Raw genomic sequence first — 12,284 nt, 5'->3', positions numbered from 1 at the left:
GTGCGGGCGATGCCGCCGGCAGCCTCGCAGTGACGGCCGACGGCGGCGGCGCGTGGAACGTCGCGCTGACCGGCAAGGGCAACGTGCAGACCGTGCAGGCGCCGCAGAACGCCGGTGGCGGCGGCTGCTCCTCGATCAAGGATGGCAACGATCCGATGCTCGCGCTGCTGGTCGTGCTGTCGTTCGGCGTGCTGGGATGGCGTCGTTTCGGCAAGAAGGAGGTGAAATGATGGGCATCCGGACGACGCGCGTATTGCGCATGGCGGTCGTGCTGGCCGCCGCACTGGAGGCGTCGACCGCCTCCGCACTCGACAAGGGCGCCGCGGCGCCGGTGTTCGAGCTGCCGGGCAAGGACGGCACGGTGCAGCTGGCGAAGTACCAGGGCAAGCTCGTGTACGTGGATTTCTGGGCCTCGTGGTGCGGCCCGTGCCGCCAGTCCTTCCCGTGGATGAACGAGATGCAGGCGAAGTACGGCGCGCGCGGACTGCAGGTCGTCGGCGTGAACCTCGACGCGAAGACGGACGACGCGCGCCGCTTCCTCGCCGAGACGCCGGCCCGCTTCGCGATCGCGTTCGACCCGGCCGGCGCCACGCCGCGCGCCTACGGCATCAAGGGTATGCCGAGCAGCGTCCTGATCGGACCGGACGGCAAGGTTTTATATGAGCACGCGGGCTTCAAGGAGGCCGACCGCGCGGCGCTCGAACAGGTGATCAAGAAAGCCCTGGGAGGTGCGCAATGAAGGCGCGCTTTTTCTATTTGCTGATTGCGCCGGCGCTGCTGGCGCAAGCCGGATGCGCCACCGTGCAGCCGTGGGAAAAAGGCAAGTTGGCGAAGCCGGAGATGACGTTCGGCGGCGACAAGCTCGAAGCGCGGTATGCCGATCACATTTACACGAGCCGCGAAGCCGCATCCGGCGGCGCGGGCGTGGGTGGCGGCGGCTGCGGCTGTAATTGAGGAGACTCCATGACGACATCCAAGCAAGCTCCCCAGGACCTGGCGGCCTCGCTGCTCGCCGCCGCGCTGCTGCTGCCCGGCGTGCAGGCGCTGGCGGACGAGCCGCCGCAGGGCGGCAGCATCAGCCTGCGCTATCTCGACTACGCCGACCGCCAGAGCGGCCTCGATCGCATTCGTGCCCATTCGCCGTCGATCGCGGTGACGGCGCCCGTTGCGAGCGACTGGTCCATCGAAGGCACGCTGACGGCCGACGACGTGTCCGGCGCCTCGCCGCGCTACCACACGGCGGTCTCCGGCGCCTCGCACATGCAGGACGAGAGAAAGGCGGGCGATGTCGCCGTCACGCGCTACTTCCGGCGCGGTACGCTGACGGCCGGCGCCGCGTATTCGACGGAGCACGATTACGTGTCGCGCGCGCTGTCGTTGAACGGCACGGTGTCCAGCGAGGACAACAACACGACGTGGGCGTTCGGCGTCGCAGGCAGTCGCGACCGCATCGATCCGGTGAATCACGTCGTCGTCGATGAGCACAAGCGCACGGTCAGCGTCCTCGCGGGCGTGACGCGCGTGCTGACGCCGAACGACATCGGACAAATCACGTTCACGCGCACGAACGGTGACGGTTACTTCAACGATCCGTATAAATTGTTCGATAACCGGCCCCGTTCGCGCCGCCAGAACACGGCGCTGCTGCGCTGGAATCACTACGTCGACAGCACGGGTGGCACGTCGCGCCTGTCCTACCGCTACTACAGCGACTCGTTCCGCATCCGCGCGCACACGCTGTCCGGAGAATACGTGCAGCCGCTCGGCGGCGGATGGAGCATCGTGCCGGAACTGCGCCTCTACACGCAGAGCGCAGCTTACTTCTACTACGACCCCGTGTACGACGGCACGCTCGGCCCGCCGTTCCCACCCGGCTTTGCGAGTGCGGATCCGAGCCGCCTGTCGTCGCCGGACCAGCGCCTGTCCGGGTTCGGCGCCGTCACGGCGGGGCTGAAGGTCCAGCGCGAGATCGGCAAGCTGTGGACGGTCGACGTCAAGGTCGAAGGCTATGAGCAGCGCGGCAACTGGCGTTTGTTCCACGACGGTAGTCCGGGCCTCGCGCCGCTGCACGCCCGCATCTTCCAGGTCGGATTGACGCGGCGATGGTAGACGCGGTGGTCCGCTTTCCGTTCGATGCGATGGCCAGCCGTTGTGAAATCAGGCTGGCCGCGCCGGACGGACATGCGGCGGAAGAACTGGCCCTCGCGGCGATCGCCGAAGTGCGGCGCATCGAGCGCACGTACTCGCGCTACCGTGCCGACAGTATCGTCAGCCGCATCAACGCCGCGGCGGGCCGCTACCGCGTGGAGTGTGACGCAGAGACGGCGCAGCTGCTCGACTACGCCGATCACCTGCACCGCGCGAGCGGCGGACTGTTCGACATCACGTCCGGCGTGCTGCGCCGCGCCTGGGACTTCCGCCAGCCGCGCGTGCCGCACGCCCGCGAACTGGCGCCGCTGCTGGCGCTGGTGGACTGGACGGCCGTGCAGCGTGAAGACGGCGCCGTCTTCCTGCCGCGCGCCGGCATGGAGATCGACTTCGGCGGCTTCGGCAAGGAATACGCGGCCGACCGCGCCTGCGCGCTGCTGCAGGAACGGGGCGTGCGGCACGGCTACGTGAACCTCGGCGGCGACATGCGCTTCATCGGCCCGCAACCCGATGGACGCCTGTGGAGCATCGGCATCCAGGACCCGCGCAAGGCCGATGGCACTATCGCCAGCATCGCCGTGAGCCACGGTGCGCTGACGACGAGCGGCGACTACGAACGGTTTTTCGACGTCGACGGCAAGCGCTATTGCCACGTATTGAACCCGCGCACCGGGATGCCCGTGTCGCATTGGCGCTCGGTGAGCGTGCTGGCGCCGCTGGCCGTCCTGGGCGGCAGCGTGTCGACCATCGCCATGCTGAAAGAGGACGACGGCCTGTCCTTCCTCGCCGCCAGCGGGCTCGCGTACTTCGCCATCGACGGCACGGGACAAGCGCATCACCACAGTATTTCAGGAGATTACGCATCATGAAGCAGCTCTTTCGATGGATGGCCGCGCTGGTCCTGCTGGCCAGTACGCTGGGCCGGCCGGCGCTTGCCGCCGACGACTTCCTGCCGCCCGAACAGGCGTTCAAGCCGAGCGCCGAACTGCGCGCAGGCGGCATCGTGCACGTCACCTGGGCCATCGCGCCCGGCTACCACCTGTACCGCGACCGCCTCGTGTTCACGGCGCCGCAGGTCGGCCAGCCCGCGTTGCCGGACGGTGTGCGCAAGTTCGACAGCAATTTCAACAAGGAGATGGAAACCTATGCGGGGCAGCTTGCAGCGGACCTGCCGGTGAAAGCGGATGCGAAAGCACCGTTCGTGCTGCGCGTGGGCTACCAGGGCTGCGCGGATGCGGGCCTGTGCTATCCGCCCGCCGAAGTCGCGTTCGCGGTGGACCCGGCGGCGCCGGGCGCATTGAAGCCTGTCGCTGCCGACGCCGTGATCGCTCCGCCGCCAGTGCACGAAGACGACAGCTCGCTGGCCCAGCGCACGCTGCAATCAGGCAGCGCCTGGCGCATCGGCCTCGCGTTCCTCGCGTTCGGCCTGCTGCTGTCGTTCACGCCGTGCGTGCTGCCGATGGTGCCGATCCTGTCGTCGATCATCGTCGGCGAGGGCAACGTCTCGCGCAGTAAAGGTTTTATCCTCGCGCTGGCGTACAGCCTGGGCATGGCGCTCGTCTACACGGCGCTCGGCGTCGCGGCGGGCCTGGCCGGTGAAGGTCTCGCCGGCGCGCTGCAGAAGCCGTGGGTGCTGCTGACGTTCGGCGCGCTGCTCGTGCTGCTGGCGCTGTCGATGTTCGACGTCTACCAGCTGCAGCTGCCCAGCAGCCTGCAAAGCCGCTTGAGCACGACGAGCGGCAGCATGAGCGGCGGGCGGTTCGCCGGCGTGTTCGTGATGGGCGCCTTGTCCGCACTGATCGTGGGGCCATGCGTGGCCGGTCCGCTGGCGGGTGCACTGCTGTACATCAGCCAGACGAAAAACGTGTGGACGGGCGGCTGGGCGCTGTTCTCGATGGCGGCCGGGATGAGCGTGCCGCTGCTGCTGACAGGCGTCTCGGCGGGCAGCCTGCTGCCGCGCGCCGGCGCGTGGATGAACCACGTCAAGCGCGTGTTCGGCCTGCTGCTGCTGGCGGTCGCGATCTGGATGGTAACGCCCGTGTTCCCGGTCACCGTCGCGATGCTGCTGTGGGGCGCGTTCGCCGTGCTGTGCGCCGTGTTCCTGCGCGTGTTCGAACCCATCGCCGCCGGTGCGGGCCTGGGCCGCTATGCCGGCAAGACGCTGGGCCTCGTGCTGCTGACGGGCGGCCTGTTCGAACTGGTGGGCGCCGCCAGCGCGGGCCAGGACGTGCTGCAGCCGCTGGCGCACCTGCGCGGCACGCAGGTCGCCGCCGCGGCCGAGGGCAAGGAACAGAAGTTCGAGCGCATCCGCACGCTGGCCGAACTGGATCAGGTGCTCGCGTCGTCCCCCACGCCCGTGATGCTGGACTTTTATGCCGACTGGTGCGTGTCGTGCAAGGAGATGGAGCGTTTTACTTTCTCCGAACCGAAGGTGGAAGCGCAGATGAAGCAGGTGCGCCTGCTGCAGGTCGACGTCACCGCCAACAACGATGAAGACCGCGCGCTGATGAAGAAATTCGGCCTGTTCGGGCCACCCGGCATCATCCTGTTCAAGCAGGGCAAGGAAGTGCCGGAGAGCCGCGTCATCGGGTTCATGGCGCCCGAACGGTTCGCCGAGCACCTGTCCCGCCACCTTGCCTCCTGACATCATGAAAAAACATGCCAAGGTCCTGATCCTGGGTTCCGGCCCGGCAGGCTATTCCGCCGCCGTGTACGCGGCGCGCGCCAACCTGAACCCGCTGCTCGTCACCGGCGTCGCGCAGGGCGGACAACTGATGACGACGACCGACGTCGAAAACTGGCCCGCCGACCCGGACGGCGTGCAGGGCCCCGATCTGATGCGCCGCTTCGAATTGCACGCACGGCGCTTCGACACGCAGATCGTCTTCGACCACATCCACACGGCGCACCTGCACGAGCGTCCGCTGCGCCTGTCCGGCGACCAGGGCGAGTACACGTGCGACGCGCTGATCATCGCCACCGGCGCGTCCGCCCGCTACCTGGGCCTGCCGTCGGAGCAGGCCTTCATGGGGCGCGGCGTCTCGGCCTGCGCCACCTGCGACGGCTTCTTTTATCGCGGGAAGGACGTCGCCGTGATCGGCGGCGGCAACACGGCCGTGGAAGAGGCGCTGTATTTGTCGAACATCGCGTCCAGGGTGACGGTGGTGCACCGCCGCGACCACCTGCGCGCGGAAGCGATCCTCGTCGAGCGCCTGCTGGCGCGCGTGGAAGAGGGCAAGGTGGACGTCCTGTGGAACCACACGCTGGACGAGGTGCTGGGCGATGCGGCCGGCGTGCACACGCTGCGCCTGCGCGGCGAGCGCGGCGGCATCCGCGTGCTGCCCGTGCACGGCGTGTTCGTGGCCATCGGCCATCGGCCGAATACGGGCCTCTTCGCGGGTCAGCTGGAGATGGAGAACGGGTATATCGTGACGCGCGCGGGACGCAACGGCCTGGCGACCGCCACGAGCGTGCCCGGCGTGTTCGCGGCCGGCGACGTGCAGGACCACGTCTACCGGCAGGCGATCACCAGCGCCGCCAGCGGGTGCATGGCGGCGCTGGATGCCCAGCGCTTTCTGGAGGAGTAAGCTTAGCTGGTGAGCGGCTTGTAGCGGATCCGCTTCGGCTTGGCACCTTCTTCGCCGAGGCGCTTCTTCTTGTCGGCTTCGTACTCCTGGTAGTTACCGTTGAAGAAGGTGACCTGCGACTCGCCTTCGAACGCGAGGATGTGGGTGGCGATGCGGTCGAGGAACCAGCGGTCGTGCGAGATGACCATCACGCTGCCCGCGAATTCCAGCAGCGCGTCTTCCAGCGCGCGCAGGGTTTCGACGTCCAGGTCGTTCGACGGTTCGTCCAGCAGCAGCACGTTGCCGCCCTTGAGCAGCGTCTTGGCCAGGTGCAGGCGGCCGCGTTCACCGCCGGACAGGTTGCCGACGAGCTTCTGCTGGTCCGCGCCCTTGAAGTTGAAGCGGCCGAGATACGCGCGCGACGGCATCTCGAAGCGGCCGACGGACAGCATGTCGGCACCGCCGGACACGTCTTCGAACACGGTCTTGTTGGCGGCGAGGCTGTCGCGCGACTGGTCGACGAGCGAGACCTTCGCGGTCTTGCCGATGACGACTTCGCCGCTGTCCGGCTGCTCGATGCCCGCGATCATGCGGAACAGCGTCGACTTACCGGCGCCGTTCGGGCCGATGATGCCGACGATCGCGCCCGGCGGCACGGTAAACGACAGGTTGTCGATCAGCAGGCGGTCGCCGAACGCTTTCGAGACGTTCTTGAACTCGATGACTTCGTTACCGAGGCGTTCCGCGACGGGGATGAAGATCTCCTGCGTCTCGTTGCGCTTCTGGTATTCGTATTCGGACAGTTCGTTGAAGCGGGCGAGACGCGCCTTCGACTTGGCCTGGCGTGCCTTCGGATTCTGGCGCGCCCATTCCAGTTCTTTCGCCAGCGCTTTCTGGCGCGCGGATTCCGTCGCTTCTTCCTGCTTCAGGCGGGCTTCCTTCTGCTCCAGCCAGGACGAGTAATTGCCCTTCCAGGGGATGCCGTGACCGCGGTCCAGTTCCAGGATCCATTCGGCGGCGTTGTCGAGGAAGTAGCGGTCGTGGGTGATGCCGACGACGGTGCCCGGGAAGCGCAGCAGGAACTGCTCCAGCCACTCGACGGATTCGGCGTCCAGGTGGTTGGTCGGCTCGTCGAGCAGCAGCATGTCGGGCTTGGACAGCAGCAGCTTGCACAGCGCCACGCGGCGCTTCTCGCCGCCGGACAGCACGCCGATCTTCGCATCCCACGGCGGCAGGCGCAGCGCGTCGGCGGCCATTTCCAGCTGCAGGTTCAGGTTGCCGCCGTCGGAGGCGGCGATGATCGATTCCAGGCGCTCCTGCTCCTTGGCCAGCGCGTCGAAATCGGCGTCTTCCTCGGCGTAGGCCGCGTACACGGCTTCCAGCTTGGCCTGTGCCTCGAAGGCTTCACCGAGGCCGCTCTCCACTTCCTGGCGCACGGTTTTTTCCGGATCGAGCTGCGGTTCCTGCGGCAGGTAGCCGATGTTCAGGCCCGGCATCGGGCGCGCTTCGCCCTGGATGTCGGTGTCGATGCCGGCCATGATCTTCAGCAGGGTCGATTTGCCCGAGCCGTTCAGGCCCAGCACGCCGATCTTCGCGCCTGGGAAGAACGACAGCGAAATGTCCTTCAGGATCTGGCGTTTCGGTGGGACGATCTTGCCCACGCGGTTCATGGTGTAGACGTAATTGGCCATTAGTAATGTACTTCTATCTCGTAAAATAAGGACGACAGGATACTGTAAAACACCGGGGTCAGAGCCCGATTTCAGGAAATTGCCAGAATTCGGGCTCTGACCCCGGTTTGCGCCAGCTCAAGCCTCTTTGGCCACCCGCTGCGGGCGATTCAGCAAGCCTTCGGCCGCGAACAGGGCCAGTGCAAGCCAGATCAGCACGAAGCCGACGAGGCGGTCGGCAGTAAATGCTTCGTGGAACAGCCACACGCCCAGAAGGAATTGCAGGGTGGGCGACATGTATTGCAGCAAGCCGACGATCGACAGCGGGATTTTTCTCGCGCCCGCCGCGAACAGCAGCAGCGGGATCGCCGTGATCGGCCCGGCCGCGACGAGCAGCAGGCGCGTCGTGTTCGAGTCCGTGTTGATGAAGGTGTTCTGGCCGTGCACGCTGAGCCAGACGACGTAGGCGGCCGCGAGCGGGAACAGCACCATCGTCTCGAACGACAGGCCCTCCAGCGCGCCCAGCGCAGCCGTCTTGCGCAGCAGGCCGTAGCCGCCGAACGATACGGCCAGCGCCAGCGCGACCCAGGGCACGTTGCCGGCCTGCCACGTCAGCCAGGCGACGCCCAGCGCCGCCACGCCGATCGCCATCCATTGCGTGCGCCGCAGGCGTTCTTTCAGCAGCATCGAGCCGAACATGATGTTGACGAGCGGATTGATGAAATAGCCGAGGCTGGCCTCGATGACGTGGCCGTTGTTCACGGCCCAAATGTAGATGAGCCAGTTGACGCTGAGCAGCAGGGCCGACGCGACGAAGCTGCCGAACACACGCGGCCGGCGCACGAGGTTCAGCCAGGCCCACTGGCGGCGCACGGCGAGCACGATCACGAGGAACAGCAGCGACCACAGCATGCGGTGCGCGAGGATCTGCAGCGGCGGCACTTCATCGATGGCGTGGAAATACAACGGAAACAGGCCCCAGCACAGGAAGGCGAGGGCGGCGGACAGGATGCCGGTGTTCATGGGGAGGCGTGATACGGGTGAATGGTCTGACATTATCCTTGAACGGACGCAGCCTTGCTGGCGGGCCCGCCGTTTGCGGCAACCGAGGCGTGCGCTCGGCCTGCTTCCATTGATGCAGACTTTGAGAAAATAGCGGCCGGGCAAAAGGACGCGCACTTGTCTTTCCTTGTCAATTATTCTATTGTGCAACGCACCAGAACAACAAAACGGTGAAACCTTGACGGCAGAACATAAGAAAAGCAGCCTGGCAGGGCTGACGCTGGCGGCGGTCGGTATCGTCTACGGCGACATCGGCACCAGTCCGCTGTACACGCTCAAGACCATCTTCGATCCCGTCCACGGCCTGGCCCTGACCACGCCGAACCTGCTGGGCATCGTGTCCCTGATCTTCTGGGGCCTGACGATGATCGTCTCGCTCAAATACGTCACGCTGGTGCTGCGCGCGGACAACCGCGGCGAGGGCGGCATCATGGCCCTGATGGCGCTCGCACTGAATTCCGTCACGCGCACGTCGCGCTGGCATTACGTGCTGATGGTGCTGGGCGTGTTCGGCGCCACCATGTTCTACGGCGACAGCGTGATCACGCCGGCGATCTCCGTGCTGGGCGCGATCGAAGGTCTCGAAGTGGCCACGCCCGGCCTGGAAAAATACGTCGTGCCGCTGACGATCGTCGTGCTGGTGGGGCTGTACAGCGTGCAGCGCCACGGCACGGCCGGCATCGGCCGCTGGTTCGGCCCCGTCATGGTCGTGTGGTTCGCCGCGCTGGCCGTGATGGGCGTCATCAATATCGTGCAGGCCCCGGTGATCCTGCACGCGCTGAACCCGCTGCATGCGTTCGAGTTCATGCTGCGCGAGCGCATGATCGCGTTTGTCGCGCTGGGCGCCGTCGTGCTGGCGTTCACCGGCGCCGAGGCGCTGTACGCGGACATGGGCCACTTCGGCAAGAAGCCGATCCGCTTCGCGTGGTTCATGGTCGTGTTCCCCGCGCTCGCCGTGAACTACCTGGGCCAGGGCGGCCTGTTGATCACGCATCCGGAAGCGCTCGAGAACCCGTTCTTCCACCAGCTGGGCAGCTGGAGCGTGCTGCCGCTCGTGCTGCTGTCGACGATGGCGACCGTGATCGCGTCGCAGGCCACGATCTCCGGCACGTTCTCGATGACGCGCCAGGCGATCGCACTGGGCCTGCTGCCACGCATGCGCGTGATGCACACGTCGGAAAGCGAGATCGGCCAGATCTACATCCCGGCCGTGAACTGGCTGCAGCTGATCGTCGTGCTGCTGGCGGTCGTCGGCTTTGGTTCGTCGGACAAGCTGGCCGGCGCCTACGGCATCGCGGTGACGGCGACCATGTTCGCGACGACGATCCTGACGTTCTTCGTGATCCGCTACCGCTGGCACCTGCCGCTGTGGCTGTGCTTCGGCGCCACCGGCTTCTTCATGGCGATGGACATCATGCTGTTCTCGGCCAGCACGTTGAAACTGCTGCACGGCGGCTGGTTCCCGCTGCTGCTCGGCGCGATCCTGCTGACGACGATGCTGACGTGGAAGCGCGGCCGCGAACTCGTGTTCGAGAACCTGGAAAAGCACGCGATCCCGCTCGACGACTTCCTGCAGTCGCTGTTCGTGGCGCCGCCCGACCGCGTGTCCGGCACCGCCATCTTCCTGCGCGGCGAAACCGACGGCGTGCCGCACGCGCTGCTGCACAACCTCCTGCACAACAAGGTGCTGCACGAGCGCGTCGTGTTCCTCACGGTGCGCATCCGCGAGGAGCCGTACGTGCCCGAGAGCGAGCAGGTCGAGGTCGTCCCGCTGGGCCACAACTGCTACCAGCTGAACGTGACCTACGGCTTCAAGGACGAAGCGGACATCCCGGACATCCTGCGCCTGTGCGCTGCCTGCGGCCTCGAATTCGAGATGATGGAGACGTCGTTCTTCATCGCGCGCCAGACCGTGATCTCGGTGCCGGGGCAGGGAATGATGCCGTGGAGGGAGCACCTGTACGTGGCGATGCAGCGCAACGCCCGCACGGCCGCGGATTATTATCAGATTCCGAGCAACCGCGTCATCGAACTTGGAACCCAGGTCGAAATCTGAGCGGATTACAAAGGCATACAAATCCCCCACAGACGCTTGCAGAGCAGGTTGGTAAGGTTCGGGTTTCCATCCGATAACCAACCTGTCCCGTAGGAGTCCCATGAAACTGTCCTTCCCACTGGCCGCCGCCTTCGCCGCCATCCTGAGCCTGTCCGCATGCGGCGGCGGTGGCGATTCGGGCAGCACCACCCCTCCCGTCGTCAACAATCCCGCCGCGCTGACCAAGACCGACATCGCGATCGGCACCGGTGCCGAAGCCGTCAACGGCGCGCGCGTGCAGGTCAACTACACGGGCTGGCTGTACAGCGCCGCCGCGGCCGACTTCAAGGGCGCCAAGTTCGACGCGTCGTTGCCCGGCAAGCCGTTCACCTTCGTCATCGGCGCCGTGAACACCAACGAATCCGTGATTCCCGGCTTCGGCCAGGGCGTGCAGGGCATGAAGGTCGGCGGCAAGCGCACGATCCTGATCCCGAGCAGCCTGGGTTACGGCGCGGGCGGCGTGCCGGGCGCAATCCCGGGCAACACCGGCCTCGTGTTCGAAGTCGAACTGGTAAAAGTCTGCGGCAGCGCGGCCTGCTGATTCATTCGCGCAGCGCGCTAGCGGGGCGGATCCGCATCGCCGCCAGCGCGTGGCGCAGGGTCGACACCAGCGCCACGACGCCCGCCACCAGCAGCGCGGCGGCGAGCGTCCAGCCGCCGATCGGCGCACGCTCGGTGAACCCGCCCAGCCAGCGCTGGATCGCCACCCACGCGAACGGTAATCCCAGCACCGCGCCGGCACCGACCAGCGCGGCGAACTCGCGCGCCACCAGTCTTGCGATCGCCGCGTGGCCGGCCCCATACAGCTTGCGCAGCACGATTTCCTTTTCGCGCCGGCGCACGCTGTACGCGGCCAGCACATAGATGCCGAAGGCGGCGATCGCCGTCGCGATCGCGCTGGCCGCCGCCAGCAGCTTGGCGAGACGCAGGTCGTCGGCATAGAAGATGTCGGTCATCAGCGTCGAGATGCGCACGACATCCAGAGGCTCGTTGGGGAAGTAGCGCGGCCACAGGGCCTCGATGGCGCGCCGGACCGCGTCGACGTCGCCGCTGCACCTTACCGTGAATCCGCCCACGCGGTCGTTCAGGTAGAACACGCTGGGCTGCTGGCCGTCGCGCGCCGAACGCTGGCGCAGGTCCGGCGCCACGCCCACGACCTGTTTCGGCTTGCCGTCCATGTTGTCGGTCACCATCTGTCCAACCGCATCGCGCGGTGTGGGAAAGCCGAGCTGGCGCGCCGCCGCCGCATTGATCACCACGCGGTCGTCGTCGTTGAGCTTGTCGAACGCGGGCGAATACAGGCGCCCGGCCACCGGCTTGACGCCATAGACGTCGAAAAATTCCGGACTCACCGCGTACAGGTTGATGTCGGTGGCCGTGCCGCCGGCGCGGCGCAGGACCGCAATGTTGTGGCCGACGCTGAACGGCAGGTGCGAGACCGTCACGCCGGCCACGCCCGGCAGGCGCGCGACCGCGTCGCGCAGGGCGCGCGTGCGCGGATCGCGCATGTCGTTCGCGGCCGGGAACATCAACAGCGGTGCCGTATCGAAGCCGGGATCGAGTGTGCTGGCATAGCGCGTCTGCCACGCGACGGCGAGCGTGGTGGCGGTCAGGCCGATGGCGACGCCGAATTGCAGTGCCGTCAGCGCGCGGGGGGGGCCCCCCCCCCCCGCCGGGCGGGGTGGTTTAAAAAAGAGGAGCGGGCGCCCGGAATAAAGGGGGTTTTGTGGGGGGTGGGCGGGT

Annotated in this window: 12 protein-coding genes; 9 read left to right on the top strand and 3 right to left on the bottom strand. The window is 66.8% G+C overall.

From position 1 onward, the window contains the following. The 7 genes from ACEN88_RS13470 to trxB all read left to right on the top strand — a co-directional run. Positions 1-230 (top strand): JDVT-CTERM domain-containing protein (locus ACEN88_RS13470; RefSeq protein ID WP_413340290.1); only part of this gene is annotated, 230 nt, incomplete at its 5' end. Continuing rightward, entirely contained in the window at positions 227-739 is a 513-nt protein-coding gene (locus tag ACEN88_RS13465) for a TlpA family protein disulfide reductase (RefSeq protein ID WP_413340288.1), read from the top strand. The genes ACEN88_RS13470 and ACEN88_RS13465, both read left to right, overlap by 4 nt. Then, a complete protein-coding gene (locus ACEN88_RS13460) occupies positions 736-954 on the top strand; it encodes a DUF4266 domain-containing protein (RefSeq protein WP_413340286.1) in 219 nt (72 codons plus the stop codon). The genes ACEN88_RS13465 and ACEN88_RS13460 overlap by 4 nt, the downstream gene beginning before the upstream one ends. Before the next feature lie 9 nt (positions 955-963). Then, positions 964-2,109, top strand: a complete 1,146-nt coding sequence (locus ACEN88_RS13455) for a DUF3570 domain-containing protein (protein WP_413340284.1) — start codon at positions 964-966, stop codon at positions 2,107-2,109. 5 nt (positions 2,110-2,114) lie between these two features. Beyond that, on the top strand, positions 2,115-3,017 hold the full coding sequence (locus tag ACEN88_RS13450) for an FAD:protein FMN transferase (RefSeq protein ID WP_413340283.1): 903 nt from the start codon (positions 2,115-2,117) through the stop codon (positions 3,015-3,017). Then, positions 3,014-4,792: a protein-disulfide reductase DsbD gene (dsbD, locus tag ACEN88_RS13445; RefSeq protein WP_413340281.1), complete on the top strand. Its 1,779-nt coding sequence runs from the start codon at positions 3,014-3,016 to the stop codon at positions 4,790-4,792. Before ACEN88_RS13450 ends, dsbD begins: the two co-directional genes overlap by 4 nt. Positions 4,793-4,796: 4 nt before the next feature. Further along, complete coding sequence (gene trxB, locus ACEN88_RS13440; RefSeq protein WP_413340279.1) at positions 4,797-5,735, top strand: thioredoxin-disulfide reductase; 939 nt, start codon at positions 4,797-4,799, stop codon at positions 5,733-5,735. A gap of 2 nt (positions 5,736-5,737) precedes the next feature. Here the strand turns inward: trxB and ettA are convergent, their stop codons facing one another. Continuing rightward, on the bottom strand, positions 5,738-7,405 hold the full coding sequence (gene ettA / locus ACEN88_RS13435) for an energy-dependent translational throttle protein EttA (RefSeq protein WP_056133951.1): 1,668 nt from the start codon (positions 7,403-7,405) through the stop codon (positions 5,738-5,740). A 117-nt stretch (positions 7,406-7,522) separates the two neighbouring features. Further along, complete coding sequence (rarD, locus tag ACEN88_RS13430; RefSeq protein ID WP_413340277.1) at positions 7,523-8,407, bottom strand: EamA family transporter RarD; 885 nt, start codon at positions 8,405-8,407, stop codon at positions 7,523-7,525. 217 nt (positions 8,408-8,624) lie between these two features. On the opposite strand from rarD, the gene ACEN88_RS13425 reads away from it, so the two are divergent. Both ACEN88_RS13425 and ACEN88_RS13420 read left to right on the top strand, forming a co-directional pair. After that, a complete protein-coding gene (locus tag ACEN88_RS13425) occupies positions 8,625-10,502 on the top strand; it encodes a potassium transporter Kup (RefSeq protein WP_413340275.1) in 1,878 nt (625 codons plus the stop codon). A gap of 100 nt (positions 10,503-10,602) precedes the next feature. Beyond that, positions 10,603-11,082 carry an FKBP-type peptidyl-prolyl cis-trans isomerase gene (locus tag ACEN88_RS13420; RefSeq protein WP_413340273.1) on the top strand — a complete coding sequence of 160 codons (480 nt, stop codon included), beginning with the start codon at positions 10,603-10,605 and terminating at the stop codon, positions 11,080-11,082. Position 11,083: 1 nt separating this feature from the next. Here the strand turns inward: ACEN88_RS13420 and ACEN88_RS13415 are convergent. Continuing rightward, the coding region (locus ACEN88_RS13415) for an ABC transporter permease (protein WP_413340271.1) at positions 11,084-12,284 on the bottom strand (1,201 nt) is incomplete at its 5' end.

It is taken from the genome of Massilia sp. CT11-108 (assembly GCF_047302915.1).
In the GTDB taxonomy this organism is placed as follows: Bacteria; Pseudomonadota; Gammaproteobacteria; order Burkholderiales; family Burkholderiaceae_D; genus Telluria; species Telluria orientalis.
The sequence above is the reverse complement of the archived record's forward strand: the minus strand, read 5'-3'. Positions and strand labels throughout refer to the sequence as shown.